Source organism: Antribacter sp. NEAU-D49, assembly GCF_057158775.1.
Genome location: NZ_JBXTSN010000005.1, coordinates 133,998 through 151,285, shown reverse-complemented (window position 1 = coordinate 151,285; position 17,288 = coordinate 133,998). Strand labels below are relative to the sequence as shown.

Here is a 17,288-nt window from a genome sequence, read left to right as displayed (position 1 = left end):
GTGGGTATGGCTGTGGCGGGAACTCTCCCAGGAATTCCCGCCACAGCCATACCCACAACGAGGAAGCGTCAGCCGCAGAGCGTCGCGACCACCTCACCCTGACCCGGGTGGCCCGGCGAGTCGGCGTAGCCTCCGTCAGTCCGGACGATCACGACCTTCTCCACCACGCCCGAGTAGACGTTGCTGCCGTGCGCCAAAGGCGACGTGACCACGACGGCCATGTACTCGGGGACCTCCGCCGGAGGCTCCGTGCTGTTGCCCGGTCCCGACGACCAGGCCTGCCCGCAGGCCGGCACCACGTCCGTCGGCACGTAGCCCTTGAACCCGTTGACCGTCGCGCGGTTGTACCCCGCCCACTGGGCCCACTGCGAGCCCCAGTAGTAGACGGTGTCGCCGACCCCGTGCGGGGCAGCGGCCCCCACGGTGAACAGCCCGCCCACCGGGTACGACCACTCCTCGCAGGCGTCGCCCACGCCGTCACCGTCGTGGTCGCCCTGGCCGGGGTTCCCGACGGCGGGGCAGTTGTCCTCGCCGTCGTCCACGCCGTCGCCGTCGGTGTCCGGGTCCACGTAGGTGGCCAGCACCGTGCAGCTCCCGGCCTGGGCGAGCGCCAGCGACACGTCGCCCGTCGCGGCGCAGTCGCCGCCGATCGTCAGGACGTAGTCGACCGGGGCCGCCGCCGCCACCAGGTGCGACCCGGCCGTCGTGGCGACCGCCGCGCCCGCGGCCAAGGGGGCGCCGTCGAGCGTGAGCACCACGTCCGCCGGGGTGGCCGTGCCGCCCTCCGCGTTGTCCACGGTGACCTGGACGGCCAGCGTGGGCGCGACGTCGTCGTACGTGAGGACGCAGGTGACCTGGTCGCCCCAGGTGAGCGTGACCTCGTCCGACGGCGCGCACGCGCCGCCCACGGTGACCGCGTAGCCGGCCGGACCCGTGGAGCCCACGCCGTACGTACCCGGGGCCAGCGTGAAGGTCACACCCGCCGTGGTCCCCGAGCCACCGGCAACCACGCCGCTCGCGTCGCTGACGCGGACGGCCACGTCATCGGCGGAGGCTGACCCGCCGGCGTCGTTCACCACCTCGGTCACCACCACGAGCCGGGGCGGGGCCACGACCGTGTCCGTGTCCGAGTCGGTGTTGTTGGCCGGGGTGAGGTCGGCACCGTGCGTGCCGTCGTCGGCCGACGAGGCCGTGACGGTGAGCTCAGAGCCGTGCCCCGCGTCGACGCGGACCCTGACCGTGCGGGTCAGCGACCCGCCCGCCACGAGGTCTGCCGTGGGCCAGGTGACCCGCGTGCCGTCGAGCACGCCGCCGTCCGAGGCGGAGACGAACGTCGTCCCGGCCGGGAGGTCGGCCGTGACGACGACGCCGGTGGCGTCCGCCTCGCCCGTGTTGCTGGTCGTGACCGTGTACACGGTCTCGGTGCCCGACCCCACCTCGGTCAGGCCGTCGTCCACCACCGTGACGAGGTCGGGCCGCTGGGTGATCTGCGTGACGCAGCCTTCCAGCAGCGCCTGCAGGACCGGTGCGGGGTTGGCGCCGAAGGTGCCGATGTCGAACCACCGGCCACCGCTGCCCGTCGCCAGGTCCTGGTAACCCTGGGACGCGCTGCCCGGCGTGATGATGGAGTACAGCACCGCGCCGCGGGCAGCGAGGGCCGCCGCGACCTGTGCCTGGGTCACCCCGTTCGCCGACTGCACCGGCTCGTCCGCCACCAGGACCACGCAGGTCCCGGCCCCGGGCCGCAGGCCGGTGTTGTCGGCCAGCGCCTCGAGGATCGCGTTGAGGCCCGGCTCGGTCCCGCCCGAGAGCGTGAGACCGGCCGCTGCCGCGCTCACGTCCGCGAGGTTGTCCGTGACCGGCACGTGCAGGTGCGGCATCCAGCCCGGGTCACCGGGCAGGTCGTGGTCGCTGCCCGCACCGAAGCCCATGAGCCCGATCTGGTGGTCGATGCTCGCGGCGAGCTGGGCCGACATCGAGTTGATGTTGTTCCGGACCGCCGTCTGGTACGAGCCCATCGAGCCGGACTCGTCCACGAGGAACATCACGTCGCCCGGCGGGCGCAGCTGGGTGGTCACCTGGTCGGTGTCCGACGCCGTCGCGCGGAGCCGGTCGCCGGCGTACGTGGCGGTGAGCGTACCCGTGGCCGCCGCGAGCGGCAGGGTGGCCGAGACGGTCCCCTGCGCGTCGGTCGTCAGGGTGACGGCCTGCCCGTCGAGGTCCACGGTCACGGGCACGCCGGGCAGGAGTGCCCACGTCTCGCGGTCCCAGACCTTGGCCTGCACGTCGACGTCGCCGCCGCCGGCCGTGCCGGGGACGGCGTAGACCGACACGTAGGTGCCGCGCTTGCGCACGATCACCGTCGTGGCGTCGCTGGTCGTGGCACCGTCCTTGTCGGTGACCGTGAGGCGGGCGGTGTACGTGCCCTCGGCGGTGTAGGCGTGGGGCACCCGCGCACGCGCGCTGGTGCACGCGGTCACGTCGACGACGGTGCCGTCACCGAAGTCCCACTGGCAGACGAGCGACGCACGGTCGGTGGTACCCGGGTCGTTCACCGTGACACCCGGGTTCCAGGTCCCGTCGACGAGCAGCGTGGCGTCGGCCCCGACGTTGACCGTGGGGGCGCCGTTGGTGACGGTCACGTGGCGGGTGGCGGTCGCCGTCTGGCCGAGCGAGTCCACCAGGGTGAGCCGCACCTCGTAGGTGCCCTGGTCGGCGTACGCGTGGCTCTGCGTCGTGGCACCGCCGGTCGACGACGTCCCGTCACCCCAATTGATCGTGCGGGAGACGATCGCCCGGTCGGGGCTCAGCGTCGTGTCGTAGAACGTGCCGTTGTTGCCCTCGCCGAGCGTGGCCGGAGCCGCGAACGCCGGGGTGACCGGGCCCACGACCTTCTGGACGAGGGTCGTGGTGGCGGTGCGGCCGGCGGCGTCCGTCACGGTCAGCGTGACCGGGTAGGTGCCGGGGCCGGCGTAGGTGTGCGTCGGCGACGCCTCCGTGGAGGTGGCGCCGTCACCGAAGTCCCAGGCGTACGACACGAGGTCGGCGTCCGGGTCCTGCGACCGGTCCTGGAAGGTGACCGTCGCGCCGCCCACCTGGCCGGTGATCAGCTTCAGCTCCTCCGTGGCGATGTAGCTCGTCGCCCCGCGGTTGTTGTGCGCGGTGTAGCGGACGAACCGCGCCGGCACGGGCTGCGCCAGCGGGAACGACTGGAGGTTCGCGTTGTTCGCCAGCTCGGCCGCCAGGACGGTGGTGAAGTCGCCCTCCGCGCTGCCCGCGGTGGACACGCCGATGGAGAAGTCCTTCGGCTTCGTCGTGGACCCGTTGCCGCGCAGGCGCACCTCGGTGACGAGGTACGTGTCGGCGAGCCCGATCGTCGCGCTCTGCGCGGTGACCTGCCCGTTGCCCGTGAGCCAGGGCACGACCCCGGCCGGGTAGTCCACGTCGACCATCTCGCGCGCCGGGTACGACGCCGAGTACTGGCTCGTCGCCGAGACCACCGTCGAGCCGTGGTTGACCAGCGCCACGTCGGTGCCGCCACCCGCCGGCTGCGGCACGAACGCCGCCACCGGCGGCCCGGACACGTCGATGGTGGCGGTCACCACCGCGGAGACGGCGCCGAGCGCGTCGGTCACCCGCAGGGCGACGACGGCGTCCGCGGCGAACACGTGCTGCGGGTGCTGCTCCGTGCTGTCCACGGTGAACGTGCCGTCATAGGCGAAGTCCCACTCCCACGCGGTGACGCCGTCGGCGTCCGTGGAAGCGTCCGTGAACGTGACGGCGCTGCCGATCTCCGGCGCCGACGGCGCGTGCGTGAACACCGCCACCGGACGGTCGGTGACCGTGACGTCCTGCGTCACGGTGGACGTCTCGCCGTCGTCGTCCGTGACCGTCAGCGTGACGGGGTAGGTGCCGGCGGTCTGCCACGTGGAGGTGACGGACGCGGTCGTGGCGTCGGCCGAGCCGTCACCGTCGAGGTCCCACTCCCGCGAGCTGACGGACCCGTCAGGGTCGGTCGAGGTGTCCGTCAGCGTGACGGGCTCGCCCGCGATGCCCGGGGCGGGCTCGCTCGTGAACGACGCGTCCGGCGGGCCGGAGTCGCGAGTGGCGGGGTCGCAGTCGTCGTCGGCGCCGTTCCCCGGCACCTCGGTGGCGTGCGGGTGCACGGTGGAGGCGGTGTCGTCGCAGTCGGCGACGTCGCGCCACCCGTCACTGTCGGCGTCAGGCGTCACGACCGACACCAGCCACACGGCGCTGCGGGACGTGGTGCCGTCGGTCGCCGTGGCCCGGAGCTCGTGCACCAGGCCGCCCGCACCGGACGCCGTGAACGTGTACGCCGGGCCGGTCCCCGCTGGGGCGCCGTCGAGCGTCCAGCTCACGGTGACGGGGTCGGCATCGGCGTCCGACGCGTGGGCGGTAAAGGTCCGCGTGGTGCCGGCCACCACCTCCGCCGGCTCGGTCGTGACCGGGTCGGCGGTCAGCTCAGGGCCCGAGCCGGGCGCGGTCACGACCACCGTGGCGTAGTCCACGCCGGCGCGGCCCGCGGCGTCGGTCACCCGGACGCCCACCGTGCGGTGGCCTGCGGCGTCGAAGGTGACGGGTGTGCTCGCACCGGTGGCGTCGTCGAACGCGCCGTCGCCGTCGAGATCCCAGGCGGTCTGTGCGCAGCCGGTGCACGACGACGTCACGGTCACCGCGGCGCCGACCGTCGCCGGGTACGGGCCCGCCGCGTCGACGACCGGGTACGGCGTGGCACCCGAGACGGCGAGCGCCGTCTCGAGGTCCGCGACCACCGGGTTCATCGCGTTCGCGATGCCGACGAACGCCGCCGCCATCTGGTTGTTGACGTCCACCTGGTCCGAGAACACGTCGTAGAACGACGCGGCAGGGTGCTCGAGGCTGAGCTCGTCGGTGAAGGTCTGGGTGAGCACCTCGATGGCCTCGGTGCTGAGCCCGGCGTTGCGCAGGGCCTGCTCCTCCGCGGCGGTGAGGCCGTCGGCGGCGACGCGGGCCTGGAACGCGCGGAGGTCGGCCGCGGCCGTGTCGAGGTCGATGCCGGCGGCGTTCAGCGCGCCGGCCACGTCGTTGACGGCGACGCTCTGGTCGTGGAGGACCGCGTTGAGCTCCAGGCTGCGGGCCTGCACGTCCCGCGCGTGCATGAGCGCGGCGGCCACGTCACCGGCCTGGGCGGCGCCCTGGTACTTCTCGAGAGAACCGAGGAACGCGCCGGTCAGCGCCTCACCCTGGCCGACCGTGTCGGACCAGTCGTCGAGTGCCGCCTGGACCGGGGCGGCCGACCCGCTCCCGAAGCTTGCGACCGGACCGGCCGCCATGGGCTCGGTGTAGGCCGGGTCCGGCGGGTCGGCCGCGATGCCCTCGTAGTGGTTGGCCTTGTTGACGATCGACCGGACCACCTCCATCTGGAGGCGCAGCGAGTCCTGGATGCTGACCGTGGGGCACCACGGGGTGATGGGGCCGCCGTTCGGGTCCGACGGCAGCAGCGGGGTGCTGCAGATGTACGTCAGATAGAACTGCATGAAGCTCTTCATGTCCTTGACCATCGCCGCGCTGACCAGCTCATACGTGCTGTAGGCGGTGAAGAGGACTGCGTACGAGAGCGCTGCTTCGTTCCAATGCTCGGCCTGCGCGGTGGCGCCTGCCTTCATCTGCTGGATCGCCGCGTTCGGCAGGGGCGGCACGCCGTTCGGGATCTCGACGCGGAAGGCGTTCGTGAGGATGGTGTCCGAGCCGTCGAAGACACCGTTCTGGCAGGTGTCCTCGACGAGGTCGTAGGTCCCGGCGGGGGTCGTACCGCCGGGCGCGGTGACCGCGACCAGCTCGTCGATGATGGCGGAGCCCAGCAACCAGCTCTGGATCGTGTTGGGCTGCCCCGACACGTCCGACAGCGAGGAGCCGGGACCGACGGAGCCGGTGGGCACGACGTAGACGTCGCTGGCCGTCTCGATGAAGTCGCAGTCGCGGCTGAGCGCCCCGAGCGCGATGTAGACGTTCTCGTTGGCTCCGTAGAGGTAGCGGTCGAGCTGGAACCCACGGGCGTCGGCCGCTGCGGGGGCTGCGGTGCCCACGAGCGTCCCGGCTGTCATTGCCGTGACTATGGCGCTCGCCACGAGGGCGCGCGGGGAGGAACGCATGATCGGTGATCCCTTCCGGACCCGCCCGGTGGCAGGTCCTGGGCGATCGTGCAGTGCCCGGGATCGGCGGTACAGGATGAACCAAGCAACATATGGGTGATTTGTGACCCGGGCATCGACTCCGGTCACGATCTGGGAACATCCGCTCTCCAGCGCGAGACGTCAGCCGGTACCGGCCATGATGTCTCGGTGACTTCCCTCCGCGACTGGCAGACCTGGGAGCCCTTGGTCGAGGCGCTGCGCGCCTCGGCGCCCCCACGCACCCGGGTGAGCGTGTTCGAGGGAGCCATCACGCCTCAGGCGTGGGGCGGGAGCTTGAGCGACGACGGCGACCACGACCGCCGTCGTACCCTCGAGCGCGAGCGTGCCCGCGAGGCCGCGGCCGCGGCGCGGGCCGGCCGCCCGGCAGCCGGACCCCGGGCCGGGCTCGACGCGGCGATCGAGACGGTCAAGGCCGCCGTGCCGCCGGAGGGCGTCTCCGTGGTGGTGCACGCCTGCGCCGACCGCGACCAGGACCTGGTCCGCCTGCTCACGCTCCCGCCCTCGGTGCATCGCGGGTTGTCGGGCGCGGTCGAGGAGGTGGTCCTCGTGGAGGGCGCCCTCCCGGCGCCGCACCTGGCCACGATCGCCGCGGCGCCCGGGACCACCACCGCGCCCTCGGCCGACCCGGACGCCGTCTCCCGCGTGGTTCGCGAGCGCCTCCCCGACGCTCCGGGGGCCGACGATGCCCAGCTCGCCGCCGCGGAGGCCGCGCTGGGCGTGCCGCTGCCGGAGGAGGTGCGCACGCTGTACCGGACGGCGGCCGAGGGCGACCTGGTGCTGGGTGACGAGGGCGGCTTCTACGGCTTCGGGCTCATCCCGCTGCCCGACTGCGAGGCCCGGGCCGCCTATCTGCCCGACCGGCGGTTCATGGGCTGGACCCTGGACGCCGACGCCCTGCCGCCGGTCGACCCCGACGAGCGGGTGCAGGCGGCGATCGGCTCGCCGCTGTGGTTCCCGGTGGGGCACGACTGGGGCGGCAACGTGTACGCCGTCGACCTGGCGCCCGGTCCCCGCGGCTTCGTGGGGCAGGTCGTGTACCTCGACCACGAGCAGACAGCCGGAGCACGCCTCGTCGCAGACAGCCTGGCCCAGCTCCTCGTCGAGCGGGTCACCGCCATACCGCCGCGCCCGGCCGAGACGCGCGTCGTGCGGTTGAACCCGCGCGACGGGACCGACGTCGCCGCCCGGGTCGGCGACGCGACCGAGGTGATCGTGGTCGGAGCGGTGGAGGCGCCCGTCGACCTCGCGCCGGTGCTCGACCACCCGCGGGTCAGGGTCCTGGACGCCGCGGCGACGGGGTCGCTCGCCGACCTGGGCCAGGTCGCGTCGTTCCCAGCGCTGGAGTTCCTCGCCCTGTCACCCGCCGACTGGCGGACCGTGCTCGAGGCCGACGCTGTGCCCGCGACCCTCCGCGCCGCCGGGTTCGGCCTGCATGCGGTCGGGTTCGACGAGTCGGTCGAGGTGGCCAACCTGATCCTCACCCGGTTCGGCCTCGACACGGTCTCGGTGACCGAGCTGCGCCGGCCGCAGCGGCGGAGCCTGCTCTCCCGGCTGCTGGGGCGCAGCGAGGCGTAGTCGAGGCACCGTCCCCGGCCCGGCGCCGCCGGTCTGACGCGCCGGGGGCTACTGCCCCCGCGCCGCCCACCACGCGAGGAGCTCCTCGCGTGCCGTGTCCTCACCGAGCGGCCCGCGCTCCATGCGCAGGCTCAGGAGGTGCTTGTACGCCTCGCCCACCTCGCGACCCGGAGAGATCCCGAGGATCGCCATGATCTGGGTTCCGTCCAGGTCGGGACGGATGGAGTCGATCTCCTCCTTCTCCCGCAGCGCGGTGATCCGGTTCTCCAGGTCCGTGTAGGCGTCGGAGAGCCGCTGCGCCTTGCGCTTGTTACGCGTGGTGGAGTCCGCACGGGTGAGGCGGTGCAGGCGCTCGAGCAGCGGGCCGGCGTCGGTCACGTAGCGGCGCACCGCGGAGTCCGTCCACGCACCCTCGCCGTACCCGTGGAACCTCAGGTGCAGCTCGACCAGGCGCGACACGTCCTTGACCACCTGCTTCTCGTACTTGAGAGCGCGCAGGCGCTTCGCCACGAGCTTGGCGCCCACCACCTCGTGGTGGTGGAAGCTCACGCCGCCGCCCGGCTCGAAGCGCCGGGTGGCGGGCTTGCCCACGTCGTGGAGGAGGGACGCGAGCCGGAGCACCAGGTCGGGCGCGGGAACGGGTCCGTCGGGTCCGGTCTCCTGTGCGATGGCCTGCTCCAGCACCGTGAGCGAGTGCTGGTAGACGTCCTTGTGGCGGTGGTGCTCGTCGATCTCCAGCTGGAGAGCCGGCAGCTCGGGCAGCACGTGGTCGGCGAGACCCGTGTCCACGAGCACCTCGAGCCCGGCCCGTGGGTTGGCCGAGAGGAGCAGCTTGGACAGCTCCGCCTGGACCCGCTCGGCTGACACGATCTCGATGCGCGAGGCCATCGCGACCACCGCGGCGAGGGTGCCTGGTTCCACGTGAAACGAGAGCTGGCCGGCGAAGCGTGCGACGCGGAGCATGCGCAGCGGGTCGTCGTCGAACGACCGCTCCGGCGCGATCGGGGTGCGCAGCACCTTCCGGGCCAGGTCGGCGAGTCCTTCGAACGGGTCCACGAACGTGAGCTCCGGCAGGCGGACCGCCATCGCGTTGACCGTGAGGTCTCGCCGCGAGAGGTCGCCTTCGAGAGTGTCGCCGAACGCCACGAGCGGCTTGCGGGAGGCGGGGTCGTACTCGTCGGTGCGGTAGGTGGTGACCTCGACGACGACGTCGTCCGTCTCGCCGTTCGCGAACCGGCGCGCCCCGATGGTGCCGAACTCCTTGCCGATGTCCCAGTGCGCGTCGCCCCAGCGGGCGAGGATCGCCTCGGTCTGGTCCGGCGTGGCCGACGTGGCGAAGTCGAGGTCGTTGCTCGCACGACCCAGGAAGGCGTCCCGGACGGGACCGCCCACGAGCGCGAGCTCGTGGCCCGCCGCGCGGAAGAGCTCGCCCAGCTCGAGAGCGGCGGGCGCCATCCGGGTCAGCACGGCGAGGGCTCGGCGCAGGAGATCCTGCTCAGGGGTAGGCACGGCAACCGATTCTCCCAGACGTTCGCGGGAGCGCGCCGCCCGTATCCACAGGCCCCGTCCGGGCGAGGGCTGACCAGGACGCCTGTGCATACTCGGTAGGGTTGGGGCATGTCCACCCCAGCGCCGGCCAGCGACCGTCCCGACGGTCGCCCCGACGTGCCCGCCCCGCCGGGCGGTGCTCCCCTCCGGGTGGATCCCAGCACCCTCCGGTCGGTGCCGCCCGTACCCCCGCCTCCGCACCTCCCCGTCGTCGACGAGACCTCGGCAGGCGGCCTCGTCCTGCGAGCCGTGGCCGGCACCTACGAGGCTGCTGTGCTCCTGCGCCGCAACCGGACGGGAAGGCTCGAGTGGTGCCTGCCCAAGGGGCATCTCGAGGGCGTGGAGACCCCTCAGGAGGCCGCGGTCCGTGAGATCCGCGAGGAGACGGGCATCGAGGGCCGCATCCAGGCAGACCTCGGCGTGATCGACTACTGGTTCACCGGCGAGGACCGGAGAGTGCACAAGGTGGTGCACCACTTCCTTCTGCGAGCGGAGAGCGGCCGCCTGACCGTCGAGGACGATCCTGACGGCGAAGCCGAGGACGCCCTCTGGGTCCCGGTGGACGAGCTCCCCGACCGACTGTCGTACCCCAACGAGCAGCGGCTCGCCGCCGCCGCCCGGGAGCTGCTGGACAGCTCCCCCGGCCTCCGAGAGGCCATGCGGACCGGCGAGCCCCCCACGGAGCCCACAGACCTGCCATGACGCAGCAGCCTTCCGACCTGTCCCGCGTCGAGGCCCAGGGCCTCCGCCGCCCGGTACGTCTCCTCCCGAGGCTCGCCGCGCTCGCCGCGGCGCTCGTCACACTGGGCCCGTTCGCCGTCCCCGCGACGGCCGTGAGCACGGTCCCGGCCGCTCCGGGGCTCGCGGCGGCAGAGGCCGCCCCGCTGGCGAAGGACCCGGTCACCGTGCAGCTCGCCGAGATGAGCCCTGCCACCGCGAAGGCTGGCGAGACGGTCACGATCACCGCCCGCGTCACCAACAACACGGAGGAGACGCTGTCCGGGGCTCGCGCCACGCTCCGCGTGCACTGGGCCGCGCTCACGGACCGGCGGGTGCTGGACGAATGGGTCCACGCGCCGCTCCACAACGCGAGCGACCGCAGCCTGCAGCGCGCCGTCGACCCTCTCCCCATCCCGGACCTGGCGCCCGGCCAGACGGCGGACGTCACCTTCGCCTACACCCCCGCAGGCAACTTCGAGGGCTGGGGCGCCCGACGACTCGCCGTGAGCGTCACCGAGGGCGCGGTCTCGCTCGGCGTCCTGCGCTCCTTCCTCGTCTACGACGCGCAGGACGCGGACAGCCCGGAGTCCGTCACCCCCGTCAGCCTCAGCGTCGCACTGCCTGTCACGGGCCCGGCCGTCAACCCCGACGACCCGGAGGGACAGGACGTGGAGCTGGCCCGGCTCGCCGCCGAGGGCAACCGGCTCGACCGGCTCCTCGAGGTGGCCCGCACCGGGACCGTCTCCCTCGCGGTGGACCCGCAGGTGGTCGCCGCGGCCGCCGCCTCGGGCGACGCCGCGCTCGCGGCCTGGGCAGACGGCCTGGTGGCCGCCGCGGCCGCGACCACCACGTTCACCCTCCCCGCCTACGACCCCGATCCCGCCGCCCTGGCGCACTCGGGGATCGGTGCGGAGCAGATCCGCGCCTTCCAGTCGGCGCCGCTGCCCGGCGGCTGGCAGGTGCCTGCGGAGTGGGCCCAGAACCTCACCTGGCCCGCCGACGGGACGACGACGGACCTCGACACCCTCCGTGCTGCCGTCGCCACCGGCCGCAACCGGGTGATGGTGGGCTCCGGCACCCTCGCACCCGCATCAGGCCGGTCGACGCCGTCCGGGCTCGCGGACGTCCCGCTCGACGGAGGTGTCGCGTCCGTCGTCGTGAGCGACTCCGCGATCAGCGAGGCGTTCGTCGACGCGACCGACACCGCCTGGACAGTCGCCGGCGGCGTGGACGAGTCCGCTGGGACCCCGGTGGCGCCGGCGACGCGGGTCCCCCCGGCTCAGGGCCGCCAGTGGCTGCTCGCCGAGGTCGCCGCGATCATCGCGTCCCGGCCCACTGCGGCTCCCCACGTGGTGGTGGCCCTCCCCCGCACCTGGGCACCCGACCTCGCGGCGTACCAGGCTGTGACCGAGGGGCTCACCGGGTCCGGGATGGTACGGCTCGCCCCGCTGGCCGAGCTCCTCGCCCAGCCGGCCCCGGCTGCTGACCGGCAGCCCCTCGCCGACTCCGAGCGGCACGAGTCCGAGCTCGACCCCTCCACGGTCGGCGGCCTCGAGCGGGCCCGGTCCGCCGTCGCGTCGTTCGCCACCGTGGCGGGCGACTCCGGTCCTGCCCTGGCCTCGGAGGCCGTGCCGCACCTCGTGGCCCCTCTCGCTGTCTCGTACCGCTCGCTCGGCCAGAACCGGGACGCGCTCGTCCAGAGCGGGCTCGCCTACGTCCAGTCCATGACCGGCTCGGTAGCCGTGCTGCCTCCGCGCTCAGGGATCAACCTGCTCACCGAGGATGCGAACATCCCGGTCCGGGTGCGCAACGACCTCGACGTACCGGTCACCGTCACGGTGGTGCTGCGCCCGGACTCCCTCGGCCTGCAGGTCATCGCGCGGCCCTCCCAGACCATCCCGGCGAACAGCACCGCGGACGTCCCCGTGCCGGTGAGCGCGGCCGCCGGTTCGGGCGCTGTCGACGTCGCGGTGCAGCTCCTGTCGCCCGCTCAGACCCAGATCGGACCTGACACGAGCTTCGAGGTCCGCGTCCAGGCCGAGTGGGAGGAGATCGGCACGTGGGTCGCGGCGGCGGGGATCGGCGTGCTGTTCGTCGCCGGGATCTGGCGTACCGTACGGCGCGGACGCTCACCGAACCGGGCCACCCGTGAGGACGTGGAGGCCGCGACCGGCGAGATCGCGCGGGCAGCCGCGGCGGCGGCAGCCGGGAACTCCGGGGAGCACGACGCCGAGCACGCGCAGCCCGCGCACGCACGTCAGCCGAGGTAGTCCCGGGTACGCCCCCGGGGACGGGAGGACCATGTATCACCAGACCGCCACGAACGCCGCTGCCTCCGGCGACCCCGGAGGCTCGTCGGGCGGGAGCTCGTCGGGCGGCGCCGGACGGTCCGGCCTCGGCCGCAGCTCGATCATCATGGCGGCGGGGACCGCCGCCTCGCGCCTTGCGGGCCTGGTCCGGAATGTCATGCTCGTCGCGGCGGTGGGATCGATCGGGGTCGTGGCCGACTCCTTCGACGTCGCGAACAAGATCCCCAACGTGCTGTTCGCGATCCTCGCCGGTGGCGCGCTCAACGCCGTGCTCGTTCCGCAGATCGTCAAGGCCTACCGCGAGCACAACGCCCAGGAGCGGCTCGACAAGCTGCTGACCGTCGCGGGTGTGGGGATCCTGGCGCTCACGACGCTGCTCACCGCAGGGTCGTCCCTGGTGATCATGCTCTACACGGGGAACTGGTCTGCCGACCAGCGGGCCCTCGGCACCCTCTTCGCCTTCTGGTGCATCCCCCAGCTGTTCTTCTACGGCCTCTACGCGCTGCTGGGGCAGGTGCTGAACGCCCGCGGGCAGTTCGGCCCCTACATGTGGGCGCCGGTCATGAACAACATCGTGTCCATCATCGGGTTCGGCATCTTCCTGGTGGCGTTCGGCTCCGCGCCGACCCAGGGCCTCGGGCTCGACGGATGGGACCTGCCCCGCACGCTCCTGCTGGCAGGGACCGCCACCCTCGGCATCGCCGCCCAGGCCCTCGTGCTGATCATCCCGCTCTGGCGGTCCGGCTTTCGCTGGCACTTCCGCCTGGGCCTCCGCGGCATCGGGCTGCGCTCGGCCGGCTCCGTTGCTGCCTGGACCTTCGCGGCAGTCCTGCTCGAGCAGGTCGGCATCCTCTACCTCACGCGCGTCGCCTCGAGCGCTCCGGAGCTCGCCGGCGACCTCGCGGTCGCCGGTAACGCTGCCTACACGCAGGCGCTGATGATCTACCTGCTGCCGCACTCCCTGGTCACCGTCTCCATCGCCACGGCCCTGTTCACCGGGCTCAGCAGGGCGGCAGCGTCCGGCGAGACGGAGCGGGTGCGGGAAGACCTCTCCCTCGGAGTCCGCACCGTCGGCGTCTTCACCATCTTCGCCACCGTGGCGCTGGCCGTGCTCGCCACACCGGCGACGGCGCTCCTCGTGCCGTCGACCGGTGAGCTCGGCGTCGCCGCGATCAGCCCGGTCCTGGTTGCGCTCTCGCTCGGTCTGGTGCCGCTGGGTGCGATGGTGCTCATGAAGTGGGTCTACTTCGCCTACGAGGACGGCAGGTCCGTCTTCTGGATCACCGTGCCGTCGACCGTCGCGCTCGTGGTCGGCCTCTTTGCCGCGGTGCAGTGGCTGCCGCCGTCGACGTGGGTGGTCGCGGCCGGCGGGTCGTACGCGCTGTCCAACTGGGTGACGGTGCTGCTCAGGACCCGCGGGCTGCGGAGGAAGCTCGGCGGCCTGGACTCCGTCCGCATCCTCACCCTCCACCTCCGGGCCGGAGTCGCCGCGGTTGTTGCCGGCGCGGCGGCCTGGGGCATCTACCAGCTGGTCGGCGGGGACGACGTCCTGGCCTGGGACGGCCCCCGGATCCTCACGATGCTGAACGCACTGTGGGTGACGGCGCTCTGCGGCGGCGTCATGCTCGTTCTCTACGTCGTGCTGCTCAAGGTGTTCCGCGTGCGTGAGCTCGACACTCTCGCCCGCCCGCTGCTGCGCAAGCTGGGTCGCTGAGCGGCACACAGGAGCGCCGGGACAGTCAGTGGCTGACTGTCCCGGCGCTCTTGTGTGCCGAGGGGGTCAGCTGAGGACGACCTCGTTGAGCTCGAGGCGGAACTTGAACTCGTTGTCCGACGGCGACTCCGGCAGCTGGGTGACCCAGATGACGATCTCTCCGGTGACCACCTCGCCGGAGAAGGTGACCTGCGTGTCCGGCGAGAAGGTGCCCGAGGCCAGGACCGTGCCGCCCGTCGGGTCCGCAGCGGTCGTGTTGCGCACCTCGAAGGCACCGCCGGTGCTGTTGGTCAGCATCTGCAGCTTGGTCACCGGTGCCGGTTCCTGGAGGCGGATCGCGTAGCCGGCCCCCGCCTTGAAGCCGCCCCACTCGGGCCGCTTGTACGACCGGGTGTACCAGAACGTGGACGGGTCCGAGTCGTAGGCGAGCTCCTGCGCCTCCGGGTGCTCGCCCGGCTCCGCGGTGGCGAGCGGGTCGAGCTGCTGGCCGCTCTCGATGACCGGGCGCGCAGCGGCAGGGGCCGCGGGGTCACCGCCGCCGGCGGCGGGGGCCGACGCCGCTGGATCGCCCGGGGCGGCGCTCGACGACGCGGACGGCGGAGCCTCGGTGATAGGCGGCTCGGTACCGTCCATCGCGTTGCTGATCGCCCAGATGAGGCCGGCGACCACACCGACGCCCACGATGCTCAGGACGATCGGCGTCGGGTTGACGCCTCCGCGCCGCGGCGCCGGCTGCGTCGCGAACCCGCCGTTCGGGTCCTGGTACCCGCCGTAGCCGGCCTGTCCTGCCGCTGCATAGGCGGCCGGGTCATAGCCCTGGGGATGCTGCTGTGGATAACCCTGCTGCTCGGGGACCGGCTGGGCATAACCCTGCTGGCCATAGCCCTGCTGCGGGTACTGCTGGTCGAAGGCGGGCGCGGCATACTGCGGGCCCGGCGGGGGCGGCACCGGCGAATGGCCCCCGTAGCCACCGGCGCCCTGTTCCGCCTGGTACTGGTGGCCATCCTGTGGATAACCCTGGGGCTGGGGCGGCTGGGCGGTCCAGCCTGCGGCGGGAACCGCACCCGTCCCGGTGTTGCGCGCGATGCGCCCCGTCGAAGGTCGGCGCACCGGCGGGGTGCCGTCTGCTCCGAAGGCGCCGGCGATGGAATGTCGCTGCGGCTCCTCCGGGTTGGGCTGCACGAATCCAGGCAGCGAGGCCACTACGGATACCTCCCCCCACGGCGCGAGGGCCGTGATCACGTCGTCGGGTGTCTTGGGTCCGGACGCGCCACCCGACGCGTCGAACGTGCGGGCCACCAGCGCGTCGAGCGCGGTGTCCACGTGCGGCACGAGGGAGGACAGCGGCGCGACGGCGCCGTTCTCGTCTCGCTGCGCGGGCAACGGTGGTGCGGTGGTGCGGGTGAGCCAGGATGCTTCCAGGTCGATACCTGGCCAGCGGGCTGTCATAGCGTAGTAGAGGAGTGCGACAAGCCCTTGCGCGTCGGGGTAGGCGTTCAGCGTGTCGCCGCTCGCCAGCCCTCCGTCGAGCCCCAGCCCCGTCACGATCACACGGTGCCCGTCGACCCGCACGCTCTCCGGCCGGAGTGCCAGGTGCTGCACTCCGCGCTGGTGCGCGGCGGCCAGAGCTGTGGCCGCCTCCCCGACCAGCGCCCGGGCCTGCTGCGCGTCGACAAGCCCCCCTCCCACGATCTGGGTGAGCGAGAGCCCGCTGAAGGGCTCGGTGATGACGTACGGACGTTCTGCGTCCATGGTGCTGACGTCCAGGACCCTGGCGAGCCGCGGATCGGAGATGAGCGCCGCCCGCCGTGCGGAGTCGAGCGCGTCCGCCGCGTAGGGCCCGGTGACGAACGTGATCCGCACAGGCCGCCCCAGGACCTGGTCCTCGGCGTCCCAGGCCGTCGCGGTGGCAAGGTCAGTAGGGGCGGGCCGGATCAGCCTGTAGCGCTCGACCAGCACAGCGCCGGGCTCGACGGTGCTCACAGGGACCTCCTCGCTCGGATCGGGACAGTACCAGAGGTGTCGGGGCGGGTTCCGCCCCGCCATGCTACGCGGAGAGCGGCGTCCTGCCGCGCCGGATCGGCCCCTGGCGATTGCATCGACATCCATCTATATACGGTGCTAGGGTCCCGCTGTGCCCACCGTCACGTGGACGACGGGCCGCCGCGGGCCGGCGCCTGGAACACTGGGAACTGCCCGGGTGTTGACGCGGGTGCCGCCTCGTGCCAAGGGTGGCAGACGCAGGACGAGGAGACGACGTTGACCGAACAGCAGACCGCCACGACCGTTCACGACGTGGTGATCGTGGGTTCCGGCCCCGCCGGGTACACGGCGGCGATCTATGCGGCTCGCGCGGGCCTCGAGCCCGTCGTGGTCGCCGGTTCGGTGACTGCCGGCGGCGCCCTGATGAACACCACCGAGGTGGAGAACTTCCCCGGGTTCCCCGCCGGCATCCAGGGGCCTGACCTCATGGAGGCCATGCGCGAGCAGGCGGAGAAGTTCGGCGCCCGCGTCCTCTGGGACGACGCCGAGCAGGTCGATCTGGCGGGCGACGTCAAGACTGTCGTCACGGGCGGCGGTGAGACGTTCCATGCTCGCGCGGTGATCCTCGCGACCGGCTCCGCCTACCGCGAGCTCGGCCTCCCGGAGGAGAAGCGGCTCTCGGGCCGGGGCATCTCCTGGTGCGCCACGTGCGACGGCTTCTTCTTCCGCGAGCAGCACATCGCCGTCGTCGGCGGTGGGGACTCCGCGATGGAGGAGGCCACCTTCCTGACGCGCTTTGCGTCGAAGGTGACGATCGTCCACCGTCGGGACGCGCTCCGCGCGTCCAAGATCATGGCCGACCGCGCCACCAGCGACCCCAAGATCGAGTTCGCCTGGAACAGCGAGGTCGCCGGCGTGAGCGGCGAGAACAAGGTCGAAGGGGTGACGCTCCGGGACACCACCACCGGCGAGACGCGCGAGCTGCCCGTCACCGGTGTCTTTGTCGCTATCGGTCACGAGCCCCGCACCGATCTGGTCAAGGGCCAGATCGACCTCGACCCCAACGGCTACGTCGTCGTCGAGGGCCGCACCACGCGGACGAACCTGCCGGGCGTCTTCGCCTGCGGTGACGCCGTCGACCACACCTACCGTCAGGCGATCACCGCCGCGGGCTCGGGCTGCGCCGCCGCCCTGGACGCCCAGGCGTACCTCGACGAGATCGCCCACTGACACCCCACCGACCGA

General features: G+C 72.8%; 8 protein-coding genes. 5 read left to right on the top strand and 3 right to left on the bottom strand.

What is annotated here, in order from left to right:
- Positions 1-68: 68 nt before the first annotated feature.
- Positions 69-6,152: a PKD domain-containing protein gene (locus tag AC060K_RS06515; protein ID WP_483764609.1), complete on the bottom strand. Its 6,084-nt coding sequence runs from the start codon at positions 6,150-6,152 to the stop codon at positions 69-71.
- Positions 6,153-6,341: 189 nt separating this feature from the next.
- Here AC060K_RS06515 and AC060K_RS06510 point away from each other — a divergent pair, with 189 nt between their 5' ends.
- The gene (locus tag AC060K_RS06510) at positions 6,342-7,769 is read left to right on the top strand and encodes an SMI1/KNR4 family protein (RefSeq protein WP_483764608.1); all 1,428 of its coding nucleotides are present in this window, start codon (positions 6,342-6,344) and stop codon (positions 7,767-7,769) included.
- Positions 7,770-7,817: 48 nt separating this feature from the next.
- Here the strand turns inward: AC060K_RS06510 and AC060K_RS06505 are convergent, their stop codons facing one another.
- Entirely contained in the window at positions 7,818-9,278 is a 1,461-nt protein-coding gene (locus AC060K_RS06505; RefSeq protein ID WP_483764607.1) for a CCA tRNA nucleotidyltransferase, read from the bottom strand.
- Between the two features lie 108 nt (positions 9,279-9,386).
- Between AC060K_RS06505 and AC060K_RS06500 the strand changes: the two genes are divergently transcribed.
- The 3 genes from AC060K_RS06500 to murJ are packed head-to-tail and all read left to right on the top strand — an operon-like array spanning position 9,387 to position 14,060.
- A complete protein-coding gene (locus tag AC060K_RS06500; RefSeq protein ID WP_483764606.1) occupies positions 9,387-10,019 on the top strand; it encodes an NUDIX hydrolase in 633 nt (210 codons plus the stop codon).
- Positions 10,016-12,307 carry a DUF6049 family protein gene (locus AC060K_RS06495; RefSeq protein WP_483764605.1) on the top strand — a complete coding sequence of 764 codons (2,292 nt, stop codon included), beginning with the start codon at positions 10,016-10,018 and terminating at the stop codon, positions 12,305-12,307. The genes AC060K_RS06500 and AC060K_RS06495 overlap by 4 nt, the downstream gene beginning before the upstream one ends.
- A gap of 31 nt (positions 12,308-12,338) precedes the next feature.
- A complete protein-coding gene (murJ, locus tag AC060K_RS06490) occupies positions 12,339-14,060 on the top strand; it encodes a murein biosynthesis integral membrane protein MurJ (protein WP_483764604.1) in 1,722 nt (573 codons plus the stop codon).
- A 66-nt stretch (positions 14,061-14,126) separates the two neighbouring features.
- Here murJ and AC060K_RS06485 read toward each other — a convergent pair whose 3' ends face one another.
- The gene (locus AC060K_RS06485) at positions 14,127-16,043 is read right to left on the bottom strand and encodes a protein kinase family protein (RefSeq protein WP_483764603.1); all 1,917 of its coding nucleotides are present in this window, start codon (positions 16,041-16,043) and stop codon (positions 14,127-14,129) included.
- Positions 16,044-16,319: 276 nt separating this feature from the next.
- Here AC060K_RS06485 and trxB point away from each other — a divergent pair, with 276 nt between their 5' ends.
- Positions 16,320-17,273, top strand: coding sequence for a thioredoxin-disulfide reductase (gene trxB, locus AC060K_RS06480; RefSeq protein ID WP_483764602.1), 954 nt, complete (start codon positions 16,320-16,322; stop codon positions 17,271-17,273).
- The last annotated feature ends 15 nt before the right edge of the window (positions 17,274-17,288 follow it).

Bases quoted from the DNA above. Each gene is read 5' to 3' on its own strand.
- AC060K_RS06500 (WP_483764606.1), top strand. From the start codon at position 9,387: ATGTCCACCCCAGCGCCGGCCAGCGACCGTCCCGACGGTCGCCCCGAC.
- AC060K_RS06495 (WP_483764605.1), top strand. From the start codon at position 10,016: ATGACGCAGCAGCCTTCCGACCTGTCCCGCGTCGAGGCCCAGGGCCTC.
- AC060K_RS06515 (WP_483764609.1), bottom strand. From the start codon at position 6,152: ATGCGTTCCTCCCCGCGCGCCCTCGTGGCGAGCGCCATAGTCACGGCA.
- murJ (WP_483764604.1), top strand. From the start codon at position 12,339: ATGTATCACCAGACCGCCACGAACGCCGCTGCCTCCGGCGACCCCGGA.